Annotated in this window: 24 protein-coding genes; 17 read left to right on the top strand and 7 right to left on the bottom strand. The window is 61.0% G+C overall.

What is annotated here, in order from left to right; genetic code table 11:
- The first annotated feature begins 13 nt into the window (after window positions 1-13).
- The 6 genes from C6Y56_RS07545 to C6Y56_RS07520 all read left to right on the top strand — a co-directional run bounded on the left by C6Y56_RS07545 (window position 14) and on the right by C6Y56_RS07520 (window position 4212).
- Window positions 14-610, top strand: a complete 597-nt coding sequence (locus C6Y56_RS07545; RefSeq protein WP_169429363.1) for a septation protein A — start codon at window positions 14-16, stop codon at window positions 608-610.
- A 1-nt stretch (window position 611) separates the two neighbouring features.
- Complete coding sequence (locus tag C6Y56_RS07540; RefSeq protein ID WP_169429362.1) at window positions 612-911, top strand: YciI family protein; 300 nt, start codon at window positions 612-614, stop codon at window positions 909-911.
- 109 nt (window positions 912-1020) lie between these two features.
- Window positions 1021-1431 (top strand): translation initiation factor 2, encoded by a 411-nt coding sequence (locus C6Y56_RS07535; RefSeq protein WP_169429361.1) that lies wholly within the window; start codon window positions 1021-1023, stop codon window positions 1429-1431.
- Between the two features lie 7 nt (window positions 1432-1438).
- Window positions 1439-2116 carry a response regulator transcription factor gene (locus C6Y56_RS07530; RefSeq protein WP_169429360.1) on the top strand — a complete coding sequence of 226 codons (678 nt, stop codon included), beginning with the start codon at window positions 1439-1441 and terminating at the stop codon, window positions 2114-2116.
- A gap of 136 nt (window positions 2117-2252) precedes the next feature.
- Entirely contained in the window at window positions 2253-2705 is a 453-nt protein-coding gene (locus C6Y56_RS07525) for a Spy/CpxP family protein refolding chaperone (protein ID WP_169429359.1), read from the top strand.
- A gap of 166 nt (window positions 2706-2871) precedes the next feature.
- The gene (locus C6Y56_RS07520; protein ID WP_169429358.1) at window positions 2872-4212 is read left to right on the top strand and encodes a sensor histidine kinase; all 1341 of its coding nucleotides are present in this window, start codon (window positions 2872-2874) and stop codon (window positions 4210-4212) included.
- Window positions 4213-4217: 5 nt separating this feature from the next.
- Here C6Y56_RS07520 and C6Y56_RS07515 read toward each other — a convergent pair whose 3' ends face one another.
- Entirely contained in the window at window positions 4218-4784 is a 567-nt protein-coding gene (locus C6Y56_RS07515) for a nitroreductase family protein (protein ID WP_169429357.1), read from the bottom strand.
- A gap of 121 nt (window positions 4785-4905) precedes the next feature.
- Here C6Y56_RS07515 and C6Y56_RS07510 point away from each other — a divergent pair, with 121 nt between their 5' ends.
- Window positions 4906-6360: a TrkH family potassium uptake protein gene (locus C6Y56_RS07510; protein ID WP_169429356.1), complete on the top strand. Its 1455-nt coding sequence runs from the start codon at window positions 4906-4908 to the stop codon at window positions 6358-6360.
- Here C6Y56_RS07510 and C6Y56_RS07505 read toward each other — a convergent pair.
- Window positions 6317-7378: an AraC family transcriptional regulator gene (locus C6Y56_RS07505; protein ID WP_207866370.1), complete on the bottom strand. Its 1062-nt coding sequence runs from the start codon at window positions 7376-7378 to the stop codon at window positions 6317-6319. The genes C6Y56_RS07510 and C6Y56_RS07505 overlap by 44 nt on opposite strands.
- A gap of 167 nt (window positions 7379-7545) precedes the next feature.
- Between C6Y56_RS07505 and C6Y56_RS07500 the strand changes: the two genes are divergently transcribed.
- Window positions 7546-7857, top strand: coding sequence for a DUF962 domain-containing protein (locus tag C6Y56_RS07500; protein ID WP_169429355.1), 312 nt, complete (start codon window positions 7546-7548; stop codon window positions 7855-7857).
- 24 nt (window positions 7858-7881) lie between these two features.
- Window positions 7882-8472, top strand: coding sequence for an HD domain-containing protein (locus tag C6Y56_RS07495; protein WP_169429354.1), 591 nt, complete (start codon window positions 7882-7884; stop codon window positions 8470-8472).
- A gap of 15 nt (window positions 8473-8487) precedes the next feature.
- Here C6Y56_RS07495 and C6Y56_RS07490 read toward each other — a convergent pair whose 3' ends face one another.
- Window positions 8488-9303, bottom strand: coding sequence for a UDP-2,3-diacylglucosamine diphosphatase (locus C6Y56_RS07490; RefSeq protein WP_007958385.1), 816 nt, complete (start codon window positions 9301-9303; stop codon window positions 8488-8490).
- Between the two features lie 132 nt (window positions 9304-9435).
- On the opposite strand from C6Y56_RS07490, the gene C6Y56_RS07485 reads away from it, so the two are divergent.
- Complete coding sequence (locus tag C6Y56_RS07485) at window positions 9436-10200, top strand: AraC family transcriptional regulator (RefSeq protein ID WP_169429353.1); 765 nt, start codon at window positions 9436-9438, stop codon at window positions 10198-10200.
- 72 nt (window positions 10201-10272) lie between these two features.
- On the top strand, window positions 10273-11166 hold the full coding sequence (locus tag C6Y56_RS07480) for a DMT family transporter (protein ID WP_169429352.1): 894 nt from the start codon (window positions 10273-10275) through the stop codon (window positions 11164-11166).
- On the opposite strand, the gene C6Y56_RS07475 is transcribed toward C6Y56_RS07480, so the two are convergent.
- A complete protein-coding gene (locus C6Y56_RS07475; RefSeq protein ID WP_169429351.1) occupies window positions 11160-11447 on the bottom strand; it encodes a SelT/SelW/SelH family protein in 288 nt (95 codons plus the stop codon). The genes C6Y56_RS07480 and C6Y56_RS07475 overlap by 7 nt on opposite strands.
- A 71-nt stretch (window positions 11448-11518) precedes the next feature.
- Here C6Y56_RS07475 and C6Y56_RS07470 point away from each other — a divergent pair, with 71 nt between their 5' ends.
- Window positions 11519-13708 carry a patatin-like phospholipase family protein gene (locus C6Y56_RS07470; protein WP_169429350.1) on the top strand — a complete coding sequence of 730 codons (2190 nt, stop codon included), beginning with the start codon at window positions 11519-11521 and terminating at the stop codon, window positions 13706-13708.
- A gap of 6 nt (window positions 13709-13714) precedes the next feature.
- On the opposite strand, the gene C6Y56_RS07465 is transcribed toward C6Y56_RS07470, so the two are convergent.
- From C6Y56_RS07465 to recQ, 3 genes are all read right to left on the bottom strand, one after another.
- Window positions 13715-15514 (bottom strand): FimV/HubP family polar landmark protein, encoded by a 1800-nt coding sequence (locus C6Y56_RS07465; protein WP_169429349.1) that lies wholly within the window; start codon window positions 15512-15514, stop codon window positions 13715-13717.
- 127 nt (window positions 15515-15641) lie between these two features.
- Window positions 15642-16076 carry a MarR family transcriptional regulator gene (locus C6Y56_RS07460; protein ID WP_065260957.1) on the bottom strand — a complete coding sequence of 145 codons (435 nt, stop codon included), beginning with the start codon at window positions 16074-16076 and terminating at the stop codon, window positions 15642-15644.
- Window positions 16077-16210: 134 nt separating this feature from the next.
- Window positions 16211-18340, bottom strand: a complete 2130-nt coding sequence (gene recQ, locus C6Y56_RS07455) for a DNA helicase RecQ (RefSeq protein WP_169429348.1) — start codon at window positions 18338-18340, stop codon at window positions 16211-16213.
- Between the two features lie 277 nt (window positions 18341-18617).
- Between recQ and C6Y56_RS07450 the strand changes: the two genes are divergently transcribed.
- The 5 genes from C6Y56_RS07450 to C6Y56_RS29375 all read left to right on the top strand — a co-directional run bounded on the left by C6Y56_RS07450 (window position 18618) and on the right by C6Y56_RS29375 (window position 24878).
- Window positions 18618-19205, top strand: coding sequence for a YecA family protein (locus C6Y56_RS07450; RefSeq protein WP_169429347.1), 588 nt, complete (start codon window positions 18618-18620; stop codon window positions 19203-19205).
- Window positions 19206-19215: 10 nt separating this feature from the next.
- Complete coding sequence (locus tag C6Y56_RS07445) at window positions 19216-19611, top strand: YbaN family protein (protein WP_169429346.1); 396 nt, start codon at window positions 19216-19218, stop codon at window positions 19609-19611.
- Window positions 19612-19729: 118 nt separating this feature from the next.
- The gene (locus tag C6Y56_RS07440) at window positions 19730-23743 is read left to right on the top strand and encodes an RCC1 domain-containing protein (protein ID WP_169429345.1); all 4014 of its coding nucleotides are present in this window, start codon (window positions 19730-19732) and stop codon (window positions 23741-23743) included.
- Between the two features lie 71 nt (window positions 23744-23814).
- A complete protein-coding gene (locus tag C6Y56_RS07435; protein ID WP_169429344.1) occupies window positions 23815-24723 on the top strand; it encodes a hypothetical protein in 909 nt (302 codons plus the stop codon).
- 32 nt (window positions 24724-24755) lie between these two features.
- Window positions 24756-24878 (top strand): hypothetical protein, encoded by a 123-nt coding sequence (locus C6Y56_RS29375; protein ID WP_283241416.1) that lies wholly within the window; start codon window positions 24756-24758, stop codon window positions 24876-24878.
- The last annotated feature ends 27 nt before the right edge of the window (window positions 24879-24905 follow it).

Below are 24905 nucleotides of genomic sequence, written 5' to 3'. Positions count from 1 at the left end.
TCTGGCTCTCACTGTGAAACAATTCATCGATTTCATCCCGCTTCTGCTGTTTTTCATCGTCTACAAACTCGATCCACGCACCGTCGACGTTGCCGGCAATGAGTTGACCGTAGGCGGCATCTACAGCGCCACCGCCGTGCTGATCATCAGCTCCCTGGTGGTCTATGGCGCGCTCTTCATCAAGCAGCGCAAGCTGGAAAAGAGCCAGTGGCTGACCCTGATCGCCTGCCTCGTGTTCGGCAGTCTGACCCTGGCTTTCCACAGCGAAACCTTCCTGAAGTGGAAAGCCCCGGTGGTCAACTGGCTGTTTGCCCTGGCCTTCATCGGCAGCCATTTCATCGGTGACCGCCTGCTGATCAAGCGCATCATGGGCCACGCACTGACCCTGCCGGACGCCGTCTGGACGCGCCTGAACATCGCCTGGATCGGTTTCTTCCTGTTCTGCGGCGCCGCCAACCTGTTCGTCGCGTTCACGTTCCAGGACTACTGGGTGGACTTCAAGGTGTTCGGCAGCCTGGGCCTGACCGTGCTGTTCCTGGTCGCTCAGGGCATTTACCTGTCCCGTCACCTGCACGACGCCGATACCACAACGCCAAAAACCGAGGACTGACATGCTCTACGCCATCATTGCCACCGACGTCGCCAACTCCCTGGACGCGCGCCTCGCCGCCCGCCCCGCGCACCTTGAACGTCTGCAAGTGCTCAAGGGCGAGGGCTGCATCGTCCTGGCCGGCCCGCACCCGGCGGTCGACAGCAATGATCCGGGCGCGGCGGGTTTCACCGGCAGCCTGATCGTTGCCGAATTCGATTCCCTGAGCGCGGCACAAGCCTGGGCCGATGCCGATCCGTACATCGCCGCCGGCGTCTACGCCAACGTTGTCGTGAAGCCGTTCAAGCAAGTCCTGCCGTAGTCCTTCCCCACGCGATGAACCTTGTCGGTTCATCGCGTTCTCAATCGCTCATTATTCTCGTTTGCCGGCCGACAACCTGCCCAATATCCATTTGGTAACAGGAGTCGCGATGCGCAAGGGTCCGTTGTGTCTGATGCTGGTCACGTTGTCGATCATGGCACCCGCCCATGGTGAGGAAAGCAGCGAAAGCGGCAATTCCACGCCGTTGTCGTTAAGCGCCGGCAGCCAGATCACCGAGTTGCAGCAGCGCCTGAAGGTCAGCGAGCAGCAGCGGGAAGCACTGAGCAAACAACTGCAGGATGCCGATAGCACCCGCGAAAGCGCCCAGCTTGCCCGGTTGCGCCAGGAGAACCAGCGTCTGAAGCTGCAACTCAAGGAAGCCCAGGCCAGCCCGCTGCCGCGCCTGCTGACCGAACAGCAGCAATGGTTCGTCACCGGCGCCGGGGTAGCGCTATTGGCCCTGCTCTGCGGTATCTTTGCCAGTGGTGCAAGTCGAAAACGTCGACAATGGCTAAATTGAGTGAGTCATGAGCGAGCTGTTACTGATTGATGATGACCAGGAGCTGTGTGAGCTTCTAAGCAGTTGGCTGAGCCAGGAAGGCTTTCAGGTCCGTGCGTGTCACGACGGCCAGAGCGCCCGCAAGGCCCTGGCCGAGTCCGCCCCCGCCGCCGTGGTGCTGGACGTGATGCTGCCCGACGGCAGCGGTCTGGAACTGCTCAAGCAACTGCGCAGCGATCACGCCGATCTGCCGGTGCTGATGCTTTCGGCCCGTGGCGAGCCGCTGGACCGTATCCTCGGCCTGGAACTCGGTGCCGACGATTACCTGGCCAAACCCTGCGACCCCCGCGAGCTCACCGCCCGCCTGCGCGCCGTGCTGCGCCGCAGTCATCCGGCCGCCGTGTCGACCCAGCTCGAGCTTGGCGACTTGAGCTTCAGTCCGGTGCGCGGTGTCGTCAGCATCGACGAGAAGGAATTCACCCTCACCGTTTCCGAAAGCCGTCTGCTCGAAGCTTTACTCAAGCAGCCGGGCGAGCCGCTGGACAAACAGGAACTGGCGCAGATCGCCCTCGGCCGCAAGCTGACCCTGTACGACCGCAGCCTGGACATGCACGTCAGCAACCTGCGCAAGAAAATCGGCCCCCACGCCGACGGCCGCCCGCGCATCGTGGCCTTGCGCAGCCGTGGCTACTACTACAGCCTCTGATCGTTCGTAAGTTTTGTCAGGTCGGCGCGAAAACGTGTTTACCCAAGCTTTACACAGCGCTGACCGCCGCTGACCTTGATCTCCGTAATCTGTACTCATCCGGAACGTACCGGGAACGAGACAAAGGAGATACACCATGCGCAAGACTCTTATCGCTCTGATGTTTGCCGCTGCCCTGCCGACCGTCGCCATGGCCATGCCACCACAGGATGGCGGCCCGATGGGTGGCCCGCTGGACGGCCCGCGCCACGGCGGTCAGATGCACGGCATGCACGGCAAAGGCCCGTACAGCGAGCTGGACCTGTCCCGCGAACAGCGCGAGCAGATCCGCAAGATCATGGGCGAGCAGATGCAAGAGCGTCACCAGACGGTCGAAAAATACCTGGAGAAACTGTCGCCAGCCGACCAGAAAGCCATGAAGGACGAGATGGCGGCCAACCACAAGAAAGCCGAGTCCGATGTCCGCGCCGTGTTGAAACCGGATCAACAGAAGAAATTCGACGAGATCCAGAAGAAACAGGCTGAACGTCGCGCCGAATGGGCCGAGTTCAAAGCCTGGAAAGCGCAACAGCCGCAAAAGGCGCAATAATGTTCTGACCCGACGGTTCACGCCGTCGGGTCTTTTTTCACCCAGCCCGATGTGGGAGCGAGCCTGCTCGCGATAGCGGTGTATCAGACAAGACTGAGCTGTCTGACACTACGCTATCGCGAGCAGGCTCGCTGCCACAGGTTTTGCGCTAGTTTGAGGATTTTCTGTGCGTTCATTGTTCTGGCGTATCCTCGCCAGCTTCTGGCTGGCCATCGCTCTGGTTGCAGGGCTTTCCATTCTGCTGGGGCACATGCTCAACCAGGACGCGTGGATCCTCAGCCGCCATCCGGGCCTCAACACCCTGGCTGCCGAATGGACGCAGACCTACGAAGCCCAGGGCGAAGACGCCGCCCAGAACATCCTCGAACAGCGCAAACGCCAGTACCACATCGACGTGCAAGTGCTGAACGAAAGCGGCGACCCGGTGGTGCGCGGCACCTTCCCCCGGCGCGCGGCCGCCTTCGAGGCGCGGCAGAACAACGATGACCGACGCCTGCCCTGGCGCCGTCTGACCGACGAGTTCACCAGCGAAAAAAGCGGTGACACCTACCTCTTCATCTACCGCATCCCGCACCCGGAACTCGACGCCTGGCACCGCGAAAGCCTGCTCTGGCCGTTGAGTGCGCTGGGCATCGCGCTGGTGGTGCTGACCCTGTTCAGCCTGCTGGTGACGTTTTCCATCACTCGTCCGCTCAGTCGCCTGCGCGGTGCAGTGCATGACCTCGGCCAGACCACCTATCAACAGAACAGCCTGGCGCAACTGGCCAACCGCCGCGATGAATTCGGTGTGCTGGCCAACGACTTCAACCGCATGGGCGCACGTCTGCAAAGTCTGATCGGCAGTCAGCGCCAGTTGCTGCGCGACGTCTCCCACGAATTGCGTTCACCGCTGGCACGACTGCGCATCGCCCTGGCACTGGCCGAACGGGCCAGCCCGGAAGAGCGGGAAAAACTCTGGCCGCGCCTGACCCGTGAATGCGATCGGCTGGAAGCGTTGATCAGTGAAATTCTGGTGCTGGCACGAGTCGATGCCGACAATGCCAGCGCCGAAGCCGTGGATTTGAATGCCCTGCTGGGCACTCTGCAAAAGGATGCGCAACTGGGCTCACCCGAACAGACCGTCCGCCTGGAAGCCGACCCGGCGCTCAATCTGACAGGCTGGCCGACCATGATCGAACGCGCCGTGGACAACCTGCTGCGCAATGCCCAGCGCTTCAACCCGGTCGGGCAGCCGATTGAAATGCAGGCGTCACGTCAGGGCGAACGAATCGTGGTCAGCGTGCGGGATCATGGGCCGGGGGTGCAGGCCGAGCACTTGAGCCAGTTGGGCGAACCGTTTTATCGGGCGCCGGGGCAGACCGCTGCAGGCCATGGCCTGGGCCTGGCGATTGCCCGGCGGGCGGCGGAACGGCATGGCGGGACGCTGGTGCTGGCCAACCACCCGCAGGGCGGGTTTGTGGCCAGTCTTGAATTGCCGCTGGAACCGGGGGCGGTGGTCCAGCCCTGATTGAATCAGGCCTTTGCCGGCCAGGCGCTGACAAACTCCGCCAGATCAACCTTCTCGGCCACCCGCGGTTCTTTCTGCGGCGTACCGAGGTACAGGAAGGCAATCACTTCTTCGTCATCCGTCAGGCCCAGGCCCTTGGCGACATGTTTCGAGTAGGCCAGATCACCGGTGCGCCAAACGGCACCAATCCCCTGCGCGTAGGCCGCCAGCAGAATGCCGTGCGCCGCACAGCCTGCGGCCAGCAACTGCTCGGCCTTCGGGTATTTGACGTGATCCTGAAGTTTGGCGATGACCACGACCACCAGCGGTGCCCGCAGCGGGCCGTTGCGCGCCTTGTCGATCATCGCTTCGGTGACTTCGCCTTCCTGCATCTGCGCCGCTTCGGCCAGCAACTGACCCATCTGCTCACGCGCCGCACCTTCGACGGTCAGGAAACGATACGGCTGCAAATGGCCGTGATCCGGTGCGCGGGTCGCGGCGGCAAACAGCACTTCGCGCTGTTCGGCGGTGGGGGCCGGATCGATCAGTCGTGGAACGGAAACACGGTTGAGCAAAGCGTCGAGAGCCTGCATCGGCCACCTCCTGAAAAAAATGTCCGGCTATTCTAGCGGCAAGTGATCCGGCCGCGTCGGTTTACATGCCTTGCCCCGCAGGTAGAATGGCGCCCTTCCCACATCAGCCCGAGCGCACTTCATGGCGTTGCCGACCTTACGGATCATTGGTTTCATCATCGGCATCTTCCTCATCACCCTGGCCATCGCCATGGTCGTGCCCATGGCCACCCTGGTGATCTTCGACCACACCGGCGATCTGCCGTCGTTCCTCTGGGCGAGCATGATCACCTTCGTCGCCGGTCTGGCTCTGGTGATTCCCGGACGTCCGGAACACATTCACCTGCGGCCTCGCGACATGTACCTGCTGACCGTCACCAGTTGGCTGGTGGTGTGCATCTTCGCCGCGCTGCCGTTTCTGCTGACCCAGCACATCAGCTACACCGACTCGTTTTTCGAAAGCATGTCCGGCATCACGGCCACCGGGTCGACCGTACTCAGCGGGCTGGACACCATGTCCCCGGGCATCCTGATGTGGCGCTCGCTGCTGCACTGGCTCGGCGGCATCGGCTTTATCGGCATGGCGGTGGCGATTCTGCCGCTGCTGCGCATCGGCGGCATGCGTCTGTTCCAGACCGAATCCTCGGACCGCTCGGAAAAGGTCATGCCCCGCTCGCACATGGTGGCGCGGCTGATCGTGGCGGCGTACGTGGGCATCACCATTCTCGGCAGTCTGGCGTTCTGGTGGGCGGGGATGAGCCCGTTCGATGCGATCAACCATGCGATGTCGGCGATTTCCACCGGTGGATTCTCGACCTCCGACCAGTCCCTGGCCAAGTGGACGCAACCGGCAGTGCACTGGGTGGCCGTGGTGGTGATGATCCTCGGCAGCCTGCCGTTCACCCTGTACGTGGCGACGCTGCGCGGCAACCGCCGGGCACTGATCAAGGATCAACAGGTGCAGGGTTTGCTCGGCATGTTGCTGGTAACCTGGCTGGTGCTCGGCACCTGGTACTGGTGGACCACCAACCTGCACTGGCTGGACGCGCTGCGCCATGTGGCGCTGAACGTGACCTCGGTGGTCACCACCACCGGTTTTGCACTGGGGGATTACAGCCTGTGGGGCAACTTCTCGCTGATGCTGTTCTTCTATCTGGGCTTTGTCGGCGGCTGTTCCGGCTCGACGGCGGGCGGGATCAAGATCTTCCGTTTCCAGGTCGCCTACATCCTGCTCAAGGCCAACCTTAACCAGTTGATCCACCCGCGCGCGGTGATCAAACAGAAGTACAACGGTCATCGCCTCGACGAAGAAATCGTCCGTTCGATCCTGACCTTTTCGTTCTTCTTCGCCATCACTATCTGCGTGATCGCCCTGCTGCTGTCGCTGTTGGGCGTGGACTGGATGACCGCGCTGACCGGCGCCGCCAGCACGGTGTCCGGCGTCGGCCCGGGGCTGGGTGAAACCATCGGGCCGGCGGGCAATTTCTCCACGCTGCCCGATGCCGCCAAGTGGATCCTGTCGTTCGGCATGCTGCTCGGCCGACTGGAGATCATTACGGTGTTTGTGCTGTGTATTCCGGCGTTCTGGCGTCACTGATCGCGTTCGGCGCGTCCAGCAAACGCGCCCGGTAATCGCCGGGCGTGGTGTCGAACCAGCGGCGGAATGCGCGGAAGAAATTGCTCGGGTCGGCAAACCCCAACAGATAGGCGATTTCCAGCAGAGTCATGCTCGGCTGCGCCAGGTATTGCTCGGCGAGTTCGCGGCGGGTGTCATCCAGCAACTGCTGGAAACTGGTGCCCTCCTCCTGCAACCGCCGTTGCAAGGTGCGCTGCGACAGGTGCAGGGTCTGCGCCACCGTATCGCGCTTGGGTTCGCCCTGAGGCAACAGACGGCACAACACCTGGCGCGCCTTGTGGGTCACGCGACTTTCGGAAAACCGCGCCAGATATTCCCCGGCAAACCGGTCGTGCAGCAGCGCCATCGCCTCGTTGGCGGTGGGTAACGGCGCTTCCATGTCGGCACGCTCGAAGATCAGCGCGTCATACGGCGCGTTGAACACCAGCGGTGCATGGAAGGCTTGTTTGTAGGGCCCAGGATCATCGGGCTCGTCGCCCTGCACCAGCACTTTGCGCGGGTGCAGCGTGCGCCCGGTCAGCCAGCCGCACAGCGCCAGCGCGCAGGCCAGCGAGGCTTCGGCACTTTGCCGGGTCGGCGGCAGATGATCGCCATGCACCGTCAGAATCAACGCATAGCCTTCGTCGAGCAGGCGAAAACTCAGGTCAGCACTTTCGGCGATGATCCGCTGATACCGCACCAGTCGCTGAAAGCCTTCGGCCAAGGTGTTGCTGGACATCAGCGCGTAGCCCGCAACATGGAACGAGGCCGGTCGCACCACCTTGCCCATGTTCAGGCCGATGGCGGGATTCCCGGACAGCTCGACCGCCCGTTGCCAGAGTCGGGTCATGGAGTCCTGCGGGAAGCGCGCGTCCGGATCCTCCAGCGCCGCGTAGTCGAGCCCCAGCTGTCTGAACAAAACCCGGCAATCCAGGCCGTCCATTTCCAGTGCCTTGACAATCCCCATCGCCCAGCTTGCAGAAGTCGTTCGTTCGCTCATGGCGTTTTTTCTTGAATGACATGATGAGCCGCATACTACGGCCGATTTCCCAAGGATAGTAAAGTGGCGCCGATTGTCACTGGCCGACACCATTGATCACTCTAGACTCAAATAAGCTACCCGCCGAACAACTTGCAATCAGAACAATAACCACAGAGATCGCAGTCGTGGAAACCATCAAGCATTTCAACAGTTTCGCCGAGTTCTATCCGTATTACCTCAGCGAACACAGCAACAGCACCTGCCGCCGCCTGCACTTTATCGGGACGACGCTGGTGATCTTCATTCTCGCGATGACCATCGCCAAGGGCGCCTGGCTGCTGTTGCTCGCCCTGCCACTGGCCGGTTACAGCTTCGCCTGGATCGGCCATTTCTTTTTCGAGAAGAACCGCCCGACCACCTTCCAGCATCCGCTCTACAGCCTGCTGGGGGATTTCGTCATGTACCGCGACATGATCCTGGGCCGCGTAGCGTTCTAGAAACCTTGACCAAGAGGATTGCCGATGAATGCCACTGCCCGTTTCACTCATATGAAGGACGGCACGCAGGAAGACTGGGCGATCATCGCGGCGGATTTCAGCGCCTACGCCCGCCAATTGCCGGGCCGGATCATGGCGCATCTGAAATTGCTCGAAGGTGATTTCGGCGGGTTCCCGGTGGATCGCCTGACCCACTCGCTGCAAACCGCCACCCGCGCCTTTCGCGACGGGCGCGACGAGGAATACGTGGTCTGCGCCCTGCTCCACGATATTGGCGACACACTGGGTTCCTACAATCACCCAGACATCGCCGCCGCCATCCTCAAACCGTTCGTCAGCGCCGAGAACCTGTGGATGGTGGAAAAGCACGGGATCTTCCAGGGCTACTACTTCTTCCATCACCTGGGCATGGATCGGCACCTGCGCGAACAATTCAGCGACCACCCGCAGTTTCTGGCGACGGCGGAGTTCTGCGCGAAATACGACGCGGCGGCGTTCGACCCCGAGTACGACACCCTGCCGCTGAGCTTCTTCGAACCGATGATGGAACGGCTGTTCGCCCAGCCGAAAAACTCGATCTACAAAGCGGCGATGGAAGAGCACAACCCGGCCTGAGTCGATTTGAAAAACTCAGGCCAGTTCGGCAACCTTCGCCGCTTTCAGTTCGGCTTCCCGCGCCTGCGCATCGGCCAGGCGATACAGCTCGATCGTGCCGTCCCAGTGCTCGATCAGCGCCGTGCACGATTCCACCCAGTCACCGCAATTGAGGTAATCCACCTCGCCGACCTTGCGGATCTCGGCGTGGTGAATGTGCCCGCAGACCACGCCGTGCAATTCGCGCTTCACGCATTCGTGGGCGATAGCTTCTTCGAAGTCGCTGATGAAGCTCACCGCCGTCTTCACCTTGTGCTTGAGATAGGCTGACAGCGACCAGTAGCCGTAACCGTATTTCGCCCGCCAGTGATTGAGCCAGCGATTGAGGGTCAGGGTGAATTCGTAGGCCGAATCACCGAGGAACGCCAACCAACGGTGATAACGGGTGATCACGTCGAACTGGTCGCCGTGGATCACTAACAGATGCCGGCCATCGGCTGTGACGTGCACCGCTTCGTCGACCAACTGGATGTTGCCCAGGATCAGCTTCGAATAGCGCCGCAGGAATTCGTCATGGTTGCCGGTGACGTAGATCACCTCGGTGCCGCGCTTGCTCATGGTCAGCAAGCGGCGGATCACGTTGGTGTGCGCCTGGGGCCAGTACATGCCGCCGCGCAGTTTCCAGCCGTCGATGATGTCGCCGACCAGGTAGATCTTGTCGGCGTGGTAACCCTTGAGAAACTGCGACAGATGCTCGGCCTGGCAATCCCGCGTGCCCAGGTGCACGTCGGAGATCCACAAGGTGCGAACCCTTTGTTTACGGCTGGGTCTGGCGAGCTCGGCGCTGGTCATGGGCAACCCTCTGCGATGTTTTCGCCACTGTGCGCGAGCCCGGTTAATCCACCGTGACAGGTGTGCGTCAGTCTTGTGACAAACGCGGCGCTCTCGCGCCGGTGTAGACTGGCGGCTCGCCCGGAGACCGCCATGCAACCGATCCTGACCCTGCGCCATTACACCCACGACCTGATCGTTCACAGTCACGACCACGCGCAACTGGTGTTCGGCCTGTCCGGCGCGCTGGATTTCGAAGTCCAAGGGCAAGGCAGTCAGGTGTTGCAGCAGAGTTTCGTGGTGATCCCCGCCGGCGCGCATCATGCGTGCGGCAGCCCCAAGGGCAGCCGCTGTCTGGTGCTGGATGTGCCCGACGAGCAATGGCTGACGCGCTCACTGGGCGATCACGCCGAGGCCAGCCGCCGTCTGCTGGATAACACCGCACGCCTGTCGCTGGATGCCGGTCAAGGCCAACTGGTCAATTGGCTGGCGAACAGTCCGGTGGACGATCCGTTGATTGCACAACAGGGTGCGGTTTTGTTACTGGCGAGCCTGAACCACGCCCAACCTGCCGAAGTCTGCGCACGTCGCCTGCCCTACGCGGCACTCGATGCGCACATCGAGCAGTACGCGGCCTATCCGCTGCAGGTCGCGGACTTGGCGCGAATCGCCGGGTTATCCAGCGCCCGATTGCATGCCCGGTTCGTCGCCGAATGCGGGCAGACTCCCATGGACTACGTTCGCAGTCGACGGCTGCATAAAGCCGTCACACTGTTGCGAGAAACCACGCTACCCATCGGTGAAGTGGCCAGCCGTGTCGGCTATGGATCGCAAAGTGCCTTCTCGGCTGCCGTCCTGCGCGAGTTCAGGACCTCTCCTACACAATTGCGACGCGAGGCTGACGACAAAAATCGATAGTCTGCCGACAGACTTTTCGCCCGCTACAGGCTTCAATGTGTGCCTGAAATGGTGTTTGAAAAAAGGACTGCAATGACTCCCCGTACCGCCCTCGGCGCCCTGCATATTGGCGCATTGATGTTCGGCCTGACCGGCGTCTTCGGCAAACTCGCCGCCGCAACCCCGGCGGTCATCGTCTTTGGACGGGCCGCCTTTGCCGTTCTCGCGCTGGCGTTTTTCGCCCGCTTCGCCAGTCAGCACGGCTGGCAAAAACTGCAAGCCACGGACTGGCGCCGACTGGCTTTGAGCGGTGTATTGCTGGCGGGTCACTGGGTGAGTTTCTTCATTGCCGTGAAGGTGGCCGGTGTCGCAGTAGCCACCCTCGGTTTCGCCAGCTTCCCGGCTTTCACGGTGATTCTCGAAGGGCTGATTTTCCGCGAACGTATCCGCGCCAACGAAATCATTCTGGTGGCACTGGTCAGTGTCGGCCTGGTGCTGGTGACCCCGGCGTTCGATCTGGCCAGCGGCGCGACCACCGGGCTGCTCTGGGCGATCCTGTCCGGTCTGCTGTTTTCCCTGCTGTCGCTGACCAACCGTGCCAGCTCCGGCCGCATTCCGGCGGTGCAGGCTGCGCTGTGTCAGAACGTGGTAGTGGCGCTGTGTCTGCTGCCGGTGGCGGCGCCGCAACTGAGTGAAGTGCGCACCATCGATTGGCTGTGGATCGGTTTGCTCGGGGTGTTCTGCACCGGCGTCGCCCACAGCTTGTTCGTTGCCAGTCTCGCCGTGATCAAGGCGCGCACCGCGGCGGTGGTGTTTGCCATGGAGCCGGTGTACGGGATTACCGTCGCGTGGTTGCTGTTCGATGAAAACCCGACACTGCGCATGTTGATCGGTGGCGCGCTGATCATCGTCGCTATCGTGGTGTCGAGCCGGATGTCAGGCAACAGCGACAAGAAAACCGTCACCGCCGAAGCCGCGTCTCACTGAGTACGGTCGTTGTGCCCGAGGTCACGCTCAGGGTCGATCTGGTCACGCACTCGCTGCTTGAGCACCTTGGCCTCGGGAAAGCCACCGTCTGCCTTGCGCTCCCAGATCTGCACATCGTTGCAACTGATGTGAAAGATACCGCCGGTGCCCGGTACCAGTGACACCTTGCCAAGATCGTCGCCAAAGGTGCTGAGCAGTTCTTGCGCCAGCCATGCGGCGCGCAACAGCCACTGGCATTGCGTGCAATAGGTGATGACGATTTCCGGTTTTGCTACGGTCATGATCGCTGAAACTCCTGAGCCAGAGGGCGCCGCTATAATAGCCGGCTTTAACGCTCGCCCCGAGACTCACAATGCGTCGTCTGCTGATCTGCCTTTTGCTTGGTTTCCTCCCGCTGTTCGTCCATGCCAGTGAAGCGCCACGGCCAAAAGTCGGCCTCGTGTTGTCGGGTGGTGCGGCCCGTGGGCTGGCGCACATCGGCGTACTCAAGGCATTGGAAGAACAAGGCATCAAGATCGATGCGATTGCCGGCACCAGCATGGGTGCGGTAGTCGGTGGGCTGTACGCCTCGGGCTACAAGATCGACGAACTGGAAAATCTCGCCCTGAACATCGACTGGCAGCAGGCCCTGTCCGATGCCCCGCCCCGTGAAGACGTGCCGTTCCGGCGCAAACAGGACGACCGCGATTTTCTGGTGAAGCAGAAACTGAGCTTTCGCGATGACGGCAGCCTCGGCCTGCCATTGGGCGTGATTCAGGGGCAAAACCTGGCGCTGCTGTTGGAAAGTCTGCTGGCGCACACCAGTGACACCCGTGATTTCGACAAATTGCCAATCCCGTTCCGCGCCGTGGCCACCGACATCGCCAACGGCGAAAAAGTGGTGTTTCGCAAAGGCCATCTACCCCAGGTGATCCGTGCCAGCATGTCGATTCCGGCGGTATTCGCTCCGGTCGAACTCGATGGCCGGTTGCTGGTGGACGGCGGCATGACCGACAACATTCCCCTCGATGTCGCCAGGGAAATGGGCGTCGACGTGGCCATCGTGGTCGACATCGGTACTCCACTGCGCAATCGCAAGCAACTGACCACCGTAGTCGATGTGCTGAACCAGTCGATCACCCTGATGACCCGGCGCAACTCCGAAGAACAACTGGCGGCGCTGCACCCGGACGACGTGCTGATCCAGCCGCCGCTGGCCAGTTTCGGCGTCACCGATTTCGGTCGTGCCGAGGAAATGATCGACGCGGGTTACCGTGCCACCAAAGCCCTCGACGCCCGCCTCGCCCGATTGAAGCCTGCGGTGTCGCAGGATGCCGAGCTCAATGCCGCCCGAGCTCCGGGCCAGCGCACGCCGATCATTACCGCGATCAGGGTCGAGAACGACTCGAAAGTCGGTGACGAAGTGATCCGTTACTACATCCGCCAGCCGATCGGCGAGCCGCTGGACCTTGGGCGCCTGCACTCGGACATGGGCACCCTGTACGGCCTGGATTACTTCGAACAGGTGCAGTACCGCGTGGTGCACAAGGGCCAGGAACACACATTGGTGATCAGCGCCCGGGGCAAGCGCAGCGGCACCGATTACTTGCGGGTCGGTTTGAACCTGTCGGACGACATGCGCGGTGACAGCGCCTTCAACCTCGGCGCCAGCTACCGAATGAACGGCATCAACCGCCTCGGTGCCGAGTGGCTGACCCGGGCGCAGATCGGCGACAAGCAGGAGCTCTATACCGAGTTCTATCAGCCACTGGATGTCGGCTCACGCTACTTCGTCGCGCCGTATGCGGCGTTCGAAGCGCAGAACGTCGACTCGGTGCTCGACAACGATCCGATCGCCCAATATCGGGTGGAGCGCTACGGTTTGGGTCTCAACGTCGGCCGCCAGATCGGCAACAACGGTGAAATCCGCTTCGGCGTCGGTGAGGCCTGGGGTAAGGCGGACGTACGGATCGGCGATCAGAACCTGCCGAGCGAACACTTCAACGAAGGCTTCTATGCGCTGAAATATTCGTTCGACTCACTGGATAACGTTTACTTCCCCCACGACGGCAAGGACGTCAGCCTGACCCTGATGCAATTCGAACCGAGCCTGGGTTCCGACACGCGCTACCGACAGTGGGAATTCAAACTGGACAAAGCCATGAGCAGCGGCCCGAACACGCTGATTCTGGGCGGGCGTTACGGCCGCACACTGGACGACGCCAACGTGGTGACATCGAGCTTCCTGCTCGGCGGCGCCCGACAGCTGTCCGGTTTCCGCGAAGATGCCATCTCCGGGCAGAACGTCAGTCTGATGCGGGCGGTGTTTTACCGCCGTCTGACACCCCGCGCTTATCTGCCGCTGGATTTCCCGTTGTATGCCGGCGGGTCGCTTGAGCGCGGACGGGCCTGGAACAACGACAACGAGTTCGACAGCGGCTACATCAATGCGGCCAGCGTGTTCATCGGTTTTGATACTCCGCTGGGGCCGCTGAATTTCAGCTATGGCCTCAATGATGCCAATGAACAGGCGGTTTATCTGAATCTGGGGCAGACCTTCTGAGCCGGATCAGCGAATCCCGGCCAACAGGGTTCGGGCCGTTTGCCTGAGCGGCTCATCGGCCTCTTTCAGCAGCTCATTGAGCAAGGCGATCGCACTGTCGAGGTCGCCATCATCGATGCAGGTCTGGGCCCGTTCGAGCTTGCCGGCGCTGACGGCCTGAGCGGGATCCGGCTCGGGCTCCGCGGCTTGCAGATCAAGCGGTTCCAGCGCCAGTGACTGGCCGGGATCGCCAAATTCGTTGAGAAAATCGTCGTCTATCGGCTGCACATCCGGCTCGGCGATCCACTCCAGCTCTGTCGTTTCAACGTCATCGCTGGTGGTTTGCGGCAAGTCGAAATCCTGCGGCAAGACTTGCAGGCTCGAGCCAAGTGCCGAGGGCGCCGAGGACAGCGGGTCCGTTGCCGAGCGACTGTCTTCCAGATCCCAGCTGGCATCCATCGACAGTTGCTCCAGATTCAGCTCGAAATCATCTTCGGCCAGCGGAGTTATGGGGGCAGCTTGCTCAACGGGTAACGCGGCAATGACCGGGGCCGCCGCAGCCAACGGTTCAGTCCTGGCCAGTTTCGGATATCGGACGCGAATCTCGTGCAACCGCGGGTCCTCGACACCGAGCTGGCGCAAGTGGTTTTCCTGTTCGTCATACGCCGCCTGATCGCCCTGCCGTCCCAGCACCTCGAGCAACTGCACACCGAGATCGATGCGCTCCGGTTCTTTTTTCAGCGCGTCGCGCAGCAAGCCGAGCGCCTCGCCCAGTCGTCCATAGGCCAGATAAATACCCACGGCCTCCAGCACATCGCCGGTTGCCTGCTCGTCCCGATGCTCCACGGCACCATGGGCTGCATGAGGACGAGCTTTCTCGCTGTCATTGAGTTCTGGCTCGCTACGCTGCGGCAGCACGCGTACTGGCCCTTCCGGAATTTCTGCCGGCTGACGTCGGCGGCGCAGGATCAGCCCTGCCACCAGCCCTCCCAGCAACAGCAGCAATCCACCGAGCAATGGCCAACTGACGGAGTCGTCTTGAGCCTCCGCCGGCGCAGCGACCGGAACCGAGGCAGGCGCCGCCGGGGCTGCGGGTGCCGGAGGCGCCTGTTGAGCCGCTGCCAGACGCGTCTGCAGATCGGCCAACTGCTTCTTGCCATCGGCGATCTGCACGTCTTGCGCCTGAAGCTTCAGGTTCAGCTCATCGATGGTTTTCTGCAGTTGCTGGTTCAGCAGCACACTGGCCGCCAGCTGTTCCGCTTGCGCGTCGCTGGCCGCAGTCGTTTGAGGCGCCGGCGCTACCGGTACTGCAGCAGGCTTGCTCCGGGTAGTGGCAGCGGGCGCCTCGGGCGTTGGAAACTCCGAAGATTGCGCATGGACATCAGGTTCGTCGGTGGCCGGCACGATGCCCGGCGAGCCCGGCGGATCGATCAGCACCGTGTATTCGCGCAACACATGGCCGTTGGGCTGATTGAGCTGCACCAGGAAATTCAGGAAAGGTTCGTTGACCGGTTTGGTCGATGTCACCCGGATCAGGTTGCGATTGCCATGCAGGATCGGGGTGAACTTGAGGTCGTTGAGAAAGAACACCCGTTCGACCCCGGCACGGCCGAATTCGTCCGCCGAGGCCAGGCTGGCCGAGAGCTCGCCTGCGCTGAGCCCTGCGGCGTCCACCAGGGCGATATCGGCCTTGAGCGGTTGATTGAGCGCTGAATGCACGGTGATATCACCGAGACCCAGCGCCAGTGATGCCGTGGACCAGGTGAGAACACCGGCCACCAGCAGCGAATGGGCGCAACGCAGTACTACGTGCCGACTGTCGAGCATGAGCATCCCTTAAATAAGCAAAACCGACTTCTATGGGTTCGCACATCCGGTACGAACACGATATTGCCCAGTAGTTCTTATAGTCTGCCCAGCACGATCCCTCAAAAAAACGGCACGTCGTTGTGCCTCAAGATTTTTCCAGGTTGGCCAGAATGTGCCCGTGAACCCGCATGCACACCTTCATGTCAGCCTCATCGATGCCCTCGAACAACTCCTTGCGCAGTTGCGTGGCGATGGTTTCGATCTGCTCGATCAGCGGGCGGGCCGGAGCACACAGCACAATTTTCTTTGCCCGACGGTCTTCCATCACGGACTGGCGTTGCACCAGGCCCTGGCTTTCCAGACTATCGAGCAGGCGGGCAAGGGTCGGCCCTTCGACGCCGACGCTTTGCGCCAGCTCCCGTTGGGTCGGCGCCTCTTCGAAACGCGCCAGATGCAGCAGCACCAGCCAGCGTGCCTGGGACAACCCCAGGCCGGCCAGCCGGCGATCCAGTTCGGCACGCCAGCCACGGGACATCTGGGCCAGTTGCATGCCAAAGCGGTGTTGATCGGTTAACGGCATAAAACACTCATGGTTAGGCTGAAGAAATAGAGAAAAACTAATTATTAGTCAGCTAAGCATGACATTTGGCTATAGGCAAGAGCCGCCCTGTACTGAATCGTTACATCTGTATAACGGTTTGTGTAAGCCCAGGCTCACATTTCGAATTCCGATTGCAACGCAGCCCTTACACAATACAGCACACCTTCCGGTACACGACCGGCAAACAGCTCCGCCACTTCGGCGACCGACGGTAACTCGCCTTCGCCGTCGAGGAACGCATCCTGAACTTCGCCCATCAGGTCTTCCGGCAGATCCAGCGCCTGTTCCAGCGACAGCTGCTGCTTGCCGATGGCTTCGGCGAGCATGGTGTAGACGTTCTTTTCCGAGCACTGCAACTGACCGGAGATCTGCAACGGCGTCATTCCGGCGCGGGCCAGGGTGATCAGTTCGTGGCGCACGTCGGCCACCACTTTCGGCGCCTCGGCCTCGCCGCCGAGCACTTCGAGGAAGGCCTCGCCGTAACGCTCCAGCTTGCGCGCACCGACGCCGCTGACCCGGGCCATGTCCGCCAGCGAGGTCGGCTGGCTGCGGAGCATTTCCAGCAGGGTCGAGTCGGGGAAGATGACGTATGGCGGCACACCGTGTTCTTCCGCCAGTTTGCGCCGCAGGGCGCGCAAGGCTTCCCACTGTTCGCGCTCTTCGCCACGCACCAGTTGACTGGCCTGGCTCTTGCTGCCGCTCTTGGCGGTGATTTGTGGTTTGAGGTCGCGGCGCAGTTCAAGGGTCACTTCGCCCTTGAGCAAAGGCCGGCAGGTATCGCTCAATCGCAGGCCGCCATAGCCTTCATGATCGACATCCGCCAGACCACGGGCCACCAACTGGCGGAACAGCGAGCGCCATTCGCTCTCATTCAGCGCCTTGCCGACGCCGTACACCGACAGGTGCTGGTGGCCGAAGCTGCGGACCTTTTCGTTGTCCTTGCCCAGCAGCACGTCCACCAGATGGCCGACGCCGTAACGCTGGCCGGTGCGATAGATCGCCGACAGCGCCTGACGCGCAGGCTCGGTGGCGTCCCAGGTCTGCACGCCGTCGATGCAGTTGTCGCAGTGGCCGCACGGCTCGGGCATGTCTTCGTCGAAGTACGCCAGCAACGCCTGCCGGCGGCAGCGGGTTTCTTCGCAGAGCGAGAGCATGGCGTCGAGCTTGTGCTGCTCCAGACGTTTGTGGCGCTCGTCGCCCTCGGAGTTCTGCAGCATCTGCTTGAGCATCACCACGTCTTGCAGCCCGTAGGCCATCCACGCGTCCGCCGGCAGACCGTCGCGGCCACCGCGTCCGGTTTCCTGGTAATAGGCTTCAAGGGATTTCGGCAGGTCGAGGTGAGCGACGAAACGCACGTTGGGCTTGTCGATGCCCATGCCGAACGCCACGGTGGCGACCATGATCAGACCTTCCTCGTTGAGGAAGCGCTTCTGGTGATAGGCGCGCAGATCGTTGGGCAGACCGGCGTGATACGGCAGCGCCGGGAAACCCTGCTCGGTGAGAAACGCGGCCACCTCCTCCACCTTCTTGCGCGACAGGCAGTAGACGATGCCGGCGTCACTGCGCCGCTCGGCAAGGAACGCCAGCAACTGCTTGCGCGGCTGCTCCTTGGGCACGATGCGGTAGAAGATGTTCGGCCGGTCGAAGCTCGAGAGAAAACGTTCGGCGTTCTGCAAATGCAGACGTGTAACGATTTCTTCGCGGGTACGCTTGTCGGCGGTGGCGGTCAGGGCGATGCGCGGCACGTCGGGGAACATTTCCGCCAACTGCCCCAGTTGCAGATATTCAGGGCGGAAGTCATGGCCCCATTGCGACACGCAGTGCGCTTCGTCGATGGCGAACAGGGCGATGTTCAAGCCTTGCAGGAACGACAGCATGCGCGGCTGCACCAGACGCTCGGGCGCCAGATACAGCATCTTCACTTCGCCGCGCTTGATCCGGTTGGCGAGGTCGCGCTGTTGTTCGGCGCTTAATGTGGAGTTCAACGCGGCGGCCGCCACGCCCAGCTCTTCGAGGGTGGCGACCTGATCGTCCATCAGCGCGATCAGCGGCGACACCACCACCGCCAGGCCGTCGCGCAGCAGCGCCGGCACCTGGAAGCACAGGGACTTGCCGCCGCCGGTCGGCATCAGGACAAGGGCATCACCGCCACTGGCCACGCGCTCAATGATTGCACCCTGACGGCCACGGAAACTGTCGTAGCCGAAGATGTCCTTGAGGACGCGTTGAGCCTGTTCGAGCATAAAAACTCCAAAAATCTACCGAAACATCCCTGCACAGGCTGGTTCAAGTCAGCCGAGGCTGCTTTAAACAAAACGTAAGGGCGCATTGCATGACGCCGTACAGATTCAGCCGCGACACCGGCAGGGATCGCAAAGCGCGGCAGTATACCCGAGCCCTCCCCGGCAAAGGGCACCGCCGATAAGAAGCTTGTGCGGGCAAATCTGCCGTGCGGCTGGCTTGAGGGCTCAAGAAGGCCTAGAATTCCCGCATTGTTTATTCCCCCAAGGTAGCCCTTTAATGTCCTTCGCCGAGCAACTAACCCGCCTGCAAGTCTTCCTCGACGCCGACGAGCTGCATGAAGAGGCGCTGGACTACGTGGCCGCTCACGGTTACCTGACTGCGCTGTCGATCTGCGCTGACGTGGTCCCCGATCGTGAGTGGATCGACGCCCTGTTCGCCGAAGAGCCGCATTACAGCAGTGAAGCCCAGCGCGAAGAGATCGAAGCCACACTGATCGGCCTCAAGGCCCACATCGCCCGCCAACTGGCCTCCGATGAAGAATTCGAGCTGCCCTGCGATCTGGACCTGGGCGACGACCCGGACGATTCCGAACTGCGCGGCTGGTGCATCGGCTTCATGGAAGGCGTGTTCCTGCGCGAAGCGGCCTGGTTCGAAACCGCCGAAGAAGAAGTCAGCGAAATGCTCCTGCCGATCATGGTCGGTTCGGGCCTGTTCGACGAACAGCCCGAGTTCGAAGACATCGCCAAGGATGCCAACCTGATGGACGACATGATCGTGCAGATCCCGGAAGCCCTGACCGCACTGTACCTGCTGTGCCAGGCGCCCGACGAAAAACCGGCGATCCTCAAGCCACGTCACCACTAAGATCCGGCCTATGGACAACCCCATAGGCAACCGCCCCCTGATGGTGCGCTACATCATGCTGGCCATTGGCTGGCTGAGCGTGGCATTGGGGGTGATCGGGATTTTCCTGCCTGTTCTCCCCACTACTCCCTTCCTGCTGCTGGCAGCCGCGTGCTTTGCCCGCAGCTCCCCGCGTTTCTATCAGTGGCTTGTCGAGCATCCCCGACTCGGGCCATGGATCCGCGATTATCTTGATGGCAATGGCATTCCGCTCAAGGGCAAGGTCTACGCGATCGGGCTGATGTGGCCGAGCATTCTGTTTTCCTGCTATCTGGTGCCACTGCCGTGGGCGCGGGGGTTCATGCTGACCAGTGCGGTGCTGGTGACGGTCTACATTCTGCGACAGAAAACCCTGCACAAGCGCTGAGCGCTCAGCATCCGTTCGTCGAAAAACCCTGCTCACCTGTCAGATCTGACAGTAGCCAAGCGATCGACTTCAATCCTTAAATCACTCCGTCGCCCATCCCTCGACAGGAGTGTCCGCCATGTTGAAACAACCTGCGAAAAGAGTTGCCACCCGAGCGCTTGCCGAGCTGGAAATCCCCGACAAGCAACCCGAACCACTGCCTTCCGGTGAGTGGGCGATCAATCGGGCCGCGGCGATGGGGGTACACCCCGAACAAGGACTGCAGACTTACATTTGGCCATGGAGCCAGATGGGCATCGGTGACGACGTCGAACTGTTGAAGGATGGCAATGTCGTTGCTCAGACCACCATCAGGGATGCCGCCGAGGTGGACCAGCGCGTAACGCTGTTCGTCCCCCCCCGGCACGCCAAGACCGGCTCGCATACCCTGAATTACCGAGTCAAACGACTCAATCAAGCGTGGGAAACCCAGACTCCGCCGACCGAAATATACGAAAAACTCGAGATTCCGGGGGGGCAAGATACGTTGCCAGGCCCCGGCCACTCTGAGCTGTTTATGTATATCGATCCGAAAATCGTCAACGGTGTCGTGGATAAGGACATAGCAGAGGCGGGTGTGCCGATCATCATCCGTTCCGAGTCCGGCACCGCCCCGCCTTACCCCAATGCCGCCGTCGGCGATATTGCGGAGATTACCTGGGGCGGTTATCCCAAAAAATCCGCACCGCTGACCGCCGAGCAGATCAATGACCCCGACAACAACCCAATCGAAATCGTGGTGGATAAAGCAATCATCGAATGCGCCGGCGACAGCGATAAAAAGGGCCTTGGTGTGGCCTTCATTGTGACGGACATAGCGAAAAACGTTGCAGAAGACTGGAGCACGGAAACCCGGATCGTAGTCTCGTTGAGCACAGATCTTCTGCCCGCGCCTATTGTCGACCGGGCCATCAACAACGTGCTTGATCTTGAGACACTGGGTGACGACAACGTCATCGTTCAAGTGGTGGCCAGAGTCCCAGAATTCAAGCTTGACGACGACATCGAACTGAAGATGCGCGGCACCACGGTAGAGGGCGATCCGATCGAAGCCGTGGCGCCCTTGAAGAAGATCGACAACGTGCCACACGCCTACGAGTTGGTAATCCAGACCCCGGATGCGCGAAAGCTGGCAAAAACCCAAGCCACTTTCTCTTACCAGCTGAAACGCGATGGCAGCACCGATCCGCTTCGATCCAAAGGCCAGTTCGTGCAGATTGTGGGCGAAGCCGATCAACTGGCCGCCCCGATTCTCGACGATGCACAAAACGGTGCGATTCCCGACGACCTCGCGAGTACCCCTTTGCGAATCCCGCACAACCCGGACATTGAAGTCGGTATGGCAATCGAAATCAAATGGTTCGGCACACGTCCCGATGGCAAACCCTATGATCCCAGCTTCGAAGATGACTGGTATTTCCCGGATCCGTCCGAGGTGAACAACCCAAAAGGTTTTGTCATCACTGTCGACGGCTTACACATTCACACCCTCAAAGGCGGAAAAGTCGTCGCGTCCTACACACTGCTGATGGACAAAGGCGGTGAAATCATCAGGCGCCGTTCCCGGCCTGCTGCCTCCGTGAATGTCGGCGAACCGCAGTTTGAACTGGTCAAGCCCATCGTTCTGGGAGAGCAGAATGGTGAACTCGAACCCGGCGATTTGCCCGCAGGCGCCAGTAAATTCACTGCGCCAAGACCCACCGGTACGCCAAGCAAGTCTGGCGACACAGTGACCTATACCTGGGATGCCGAGGTCACAGGCAAGAAGGAAGACTTCGTCGTCCTGAACGCCCTCTCGGCCGACAAGGACGTTAACTTCACACTGGATGCCAAATTCGTAGCAGAGCACATTGAGCCCAACCGCGGAAAAAAAGTGACGGCCACTTACCGGATCTTGCGCAACGAAACCGACATCACCAGCTATTCCGATCCCCTGACCTTCGTCGTCGGCAAGGCAGACCAACAACTGCTGGATCCAGCCAAGGTACTGCAAGCCATTGACGGCATACTGGATCCATCCAAAGTCCCGAACGGGGCTACCGTCGAAATTGCCGCCAACCGGCAAGAGAACGCCGGCGATCATTTCTATATGAAGTGGGCCACGACGGACAACGTGACAGTGCACAAGGACGACAAAGCCATCAGCGGAAACAACAAGGGCAAACCCGTTGAGTTCACGGTTGACCATGCCATCGTGCAGGCCTGCCTGAACAAGAATGTGGTGATCAGTTATCACGTGACACTGTTCGAGGGTGGCCAAACCCCGGGGGAGGATTATCCGCTGAGAGTGGAGACGACGGAGTTCACACCGCCAGACGCCACTTTCAAAGAAGCGACCGGACCGCAAAAGGATCAGTTGAATCCCGATGATGTTCACCCGAACGGCGCAACGGTGGTGATACCGGCAACCGCCCTGCTGAAGACAGACGACGAAATCACGGTAACGGTAGAGGGTCAAACCACCACCACGTATTCGCATACAGTGACGTCCGGGCAGGCCGACAAAGAGCTGGCCGTGATCAAGGTGCCGCATAGCGTGATCAACGCCAACGAAGGCAGGGACATCGCCTTGAGCTACAAAATCAAACGCCAGGCCGGCGGAACCGATGGCCCCTCCAACCCGACGGTTTACGATGTGCGCAAGGTGATTGGCAGTGGCAAGTTGCAAGTCATGGGAGCCCGCTACAACAAGGGGATTTATCGGGAGACCAGCTCCAGCTGGCTCATATCCGCCTTCAACGCAGACACCCGGCAACGGGTAGAGGCAGAGTGGAAATATGCTGAAGACAGCACCTGGACGAAAGCGAAGATCTGGGTTGATACCGACCCTTATGCCCCCTTGCAAGTTCGCACCAGCGACGACCAGGTCACCCTGAACAGAGTGAACATATTTGGCACCGGTGGCCCGGGCACTCCCGCCAATGACGGGGCATTCGTGGCGCTGCGGGACAGGAACAATCTGGCAGCCTGGGGTAACCCATTGAATGGTCAGAAAATCCCGCCAACCTTTCAGACCTTCACCGATATTGCCCGGATTGCTTGTTCTGGCAGCTCCTACGCGGTGATTCGCACCAACAACTTCACCGTGGCATGGGCCGGGACTGCAGGTCAGGGTGGAGAAATGGGCACCGTTGATCCTCAGAACTTCGTGAAGCTCGCCGGCAACAGCGTGGCTATTGCGGGCATCAAAACCAATGGAACAGTCCATGCCTGGGGCACCGCTGCCAAAGGCGGAAACCCGCCTGACGAAATCCTGGCCTTGAAAGATGCAGTCGAACTGACGCCAGCCGGAGATGCTTTCGCCGTCCTCAGAGCGACAGGCCAAGTGATGGCCTGGGGAGGTGGAGCGGGGTTTGGCGGCGTTGTTCCTCCAGAGATTGCCAGCCTTACCGACATCAAACACGTGATCGGCAACGGCTTCGCTTTCGCCGCACTTCGGGAAAACGGCGCCGTGGTCGCCTGGGGCGATCCCGCGAAAGGCGGAACCGTATCCGACGATGTCGCCGGCCTGACCAACATCGAGACACTGGCCTGCGCGAATGCTCAAGCCTTTGTCGTCATGCTCAAAAGCGGACAAATTGCGGGCTGGGGGTCCGCAGGGTATGGCGGGGCAATACCTGCGGAAATACGCTCCCTGACGGATATCATCTCAGTTGTCGCCAGTTCGAATGCGTTTGCAGCACTTCGAGAAAGTGGTCACGTCGTCGGGTGGCTCGAGGCCAATTCGGGTGGCCTGATACCTGACCCGATCGCCGGCAGGGACGATCTTGTTCAACTGGCCGCCACCGCTGGAGCGTTCGCGGCAGTGTGCAGAAATGGAACCGTGGTGGCCTGGGGAGACCCATTGCTCGGCGGAGATACCACGCCCGTCACTGCCAAACTGGTCAACGTCACCGCGATCTACGCCAACCGTCATGCTTTTACGGCGCTCACTTCCGACGGCGAAGTGGTGACCTGGGGCAATGCACTCGCCGGCGGCGACAGCAGTGCCGCTCAAGACCGGCTCAAAGGCCAGGTATCGTACTACGCCAATGCGGCCACCCGCGGTCTGGCGCTCAAGGCCAGCCGTTTGGCCAGGCTCAATACCCCCTGACACCCATCGACGGTGACTTGCTGTGCGGCGCTCGCCCGAGCGCCGCCTATTTGACTTGAGCGGAGGGTGACATGAGCCAGACCAACAACAATCTGCGGGCGCCAACTGTAGACGACGCGCCTCTCGACATTCTGGATCCGCAAACGCTTCCCCCCGGAGGGGCGACCGTCAGAATAAAGCCCTGGGTGCCAATGAAGTTCCGCGATCACGTTTTCTTGTTCGTCGGTGATACCTATACCGATGACCTGCCGATCAGCGCCGGCGCAGTCGGCAATGATGTCGTGTTCAAGGTTGACGCTTCGGAATTTGTTGCCGACGAAAATGACATCGTACCGATTCGCTACGAAGTACAGCTGCACCAAAGCACTCGTGAACCATCGGACATCCTGGATCTGAAATTGCAGACGGGTTTCGACGCCGACGCCACACTGGATCTGAGCACTGAAAACTACGTCGTCTCCGTCGACAAGCCGCCACTTGCCCCTCCCCCAGCGGCGCGCATGACCCGTAAAGCCACTTGGGGCCAGGCTCCCTACACCTACGACAGCACCGATCCACTGATTGCCAGTGCCGATGCACGATCGGGCGAGATCACCGCCCTGCGCAACGGCGCCTGCAGGATCCGCGCGACCGACAGCCAGAACCAGAGTCGCGAGTACCCCCTCACTGTCAAGGGTATTCAGGAGGTGCACTTCCTGAGTGCCAGCGCGGATTGGGAGGGCATGACCAGAATTTGTACCGCTGCAAAGCTGCAACCGATCACCCTCGCCCAGTCGAAACGGCTGTGGACGCTTTATTTCCCCGACAGCGGCCCTGTCGCGGATTTCCTCGAGTGGCTGAACTACCCGGTGTGGACCGCCGACGTACTGGGCGCCGACACCGCCTGGACATACGACCTCAACGGCTCTTCGGTCAATGACAACGCCACCAGCCAGGACACGGCCTCGTTCTGGCAGGTCCTGGGGGTCTCCCAGACTTGAGCGACGGCGACCAAAAACTTGTGGAGATCGCCATGCAAAGCACGTTGCGAATCAGATGTCTGTTGCTCGCATTGGCGCTGCTCGGCAGTGTCAGCCAGGCCGCCACCGATCCGGAAACCGCTCAACGCTCAACTTTTCAAAGCCGCAGGGTCTGATCCTCAAGGAGTTGTCAGCTCCTGCGG

It is taken from the genome of Pseudomonas fluorescens (genome assembly GCF_012974785.1).
GTDB classification, from domain to species: domain Bacteria; phylum Pseudomonadota; class Gammaproteobacteria; order Pseudomonadales; family Pseudomonadaceae; genus Aquipseudomonas; species Aquipseudomonas fluorescens_BT.
This window is presented reverse-complemented; position numbering and strand designations above follow the sequence as displayed.

Excerpts from the sequence above, each read along its gene's own strand:
- C6Y56_RS07540 (WP_169429362.1), top strand. The coding sequence starts at position 612 with ATGCTCTACGCCATCATTGCCACCGACGTCGCCAACTCCCTGGACGCG.
- C6Y56_RS07535 (WP_169429361.1), top strand. The coding sequence starts at position 1,021 with ATGCGCAAGGGTCCGTTGTGTCTGATGCTGGTCACGTTGTCGATCATG.
- C6Y56_RS07530 (WP_169429360.1), top strand. The coding sequence starts at position 1,439 with ATGAGCGAGCTGTTACTGATTGATGATGACCAGGAGCTGTGTGAGCTT.
- C6Y56_RS07525 (WP_169429359.1), top strand. The coding sequence starts at position 2,253 with ATGCGCAAGACTCTTATCGCTCTGATGTTTGCCGCTGCCCTGCCGACC.
- C6Y56_RS07515 (WP_169429357.1), bottom strand. The coding sequence starts at position 4,784 with ATGCAGGCTCTCGACGCTTTGCTCAACCGTGTTTCCGTTCCACGACTG.
- C6Y56_RS07510 (WP_169429356.1), top strand. The coding sequence starts at position 4,906 with ATGGCGTTGCCGACCTTACGGATCATTGGTTTCATCATCGGCATCTTC.
- C6Y56_RS07505 (WP_207866370.1), bottom strand. The coding sequence starts at position 7,378 with ATGAGCGAACGAACGACTTCTGCAAGCTGGGCGATGGGGATTGTCAAG.
- C6Y56_RS07495 (WP_169429354.1), top strand. The coding sequence starts at position 7,882 with ATGAATGCCACTGCCCGTTTCACTCATATGAAGGACGGCACGCAGGAA.
- C6Y56_RS07490 (WP_007958385.1), bottom strand. The coding sequence starts at position 9,303 with ATGACCAGCGCCGAGCTCGCCAGACCCAGCCGTAAACAAAGGGTTCGC.
- C6Y56_RS07485 (WP_169429353.1), top strand. The coding sequence starts at position 9,436 with ATGCAACCGATCCTGACCCTGCGCCATTACACCCACGACCTGATCGTT.
- C6Y56_RS07480 (WP_169429352.1), top strand. The coding sequence starts at position 10,273 with ATGACTCCCCGTACCGCCCTCGGCGCCCTGCATATTGGCGCATTGATG.
- C6Y56_RS07475 (WP_169429351.1), bottom strand. The coding sequence starts at position 11,447 with ATGACCGTAGCAAAACCGGAAATCGTCATCACCTATTGCACGCAATGC.
- C6Y56_RS07470 (WP_169429350.1), top strand. The coding sequence starts at position 11,519 with ATGCGTCGTCTGCTGATCTGCCTTTTGCTTGGTTTCCTCCCGCTGTTC.
- C6Y56_RS07465 (WP_169429349.1), bottom strand. The coding sequence starts at position 15,514 with ATGCTCGACAGTCGGCACGTAGTACTGCGTTGCGCCCATTCGCTGCTG.
- C6Y56_RS07460 (WP_065260957.1), bottom strand. The coding sequence starts at position 16,076 with ATGCCGTTAACCGATCAACACCGCTTTGGCATGCAACTGGCCCAGATG.
- recQ (WP_169429348.1), bottom strand. The coding sequence starts at position 18,340 with ATGCTCGAACAGGCTCAACGCGTCCTCAAGGACATCTTCGGCTACGAC.
- C6Y56_RS07450 (WP_169429347.1), top strand. The coding sequence starts at position 18,618 with ATGTCCTTCGCCGAGCAACTAACCCGCCTGCAAGTCTTCCTCGACGCC.
- C6Y56_RS07445 (WP_169429346.1), top strand. The coding sequence starts at position 19,216 with ATGGACAACCCCATAGGCAACCGCCCCCTGATGGTGCGCTACATCATG.
- C6Y56_RS07440 (WP_169429345.1), top strand. The coding sequence starts at position 19,730 with ATGTTGAAACAACCTGCGAAAAGAGTTGCCACCCGAGCGCTTGCCGAG.
- C6Y56_RS07435 (WP_169429344.1), top strand. The coding sequence starts at position 23,815 with ATGAGCCAGACCAACAACAATCTGCGGGCGCCAACTGTAGACGACGCG.
- C6Y56_RS29375 (WP_283241416.1), top strand. The coding sequence starts at position 24,756 with ATGCAAAGCACGTTGCGAATCAGATGTCTGTTGCTCGCATTGGCGCTG.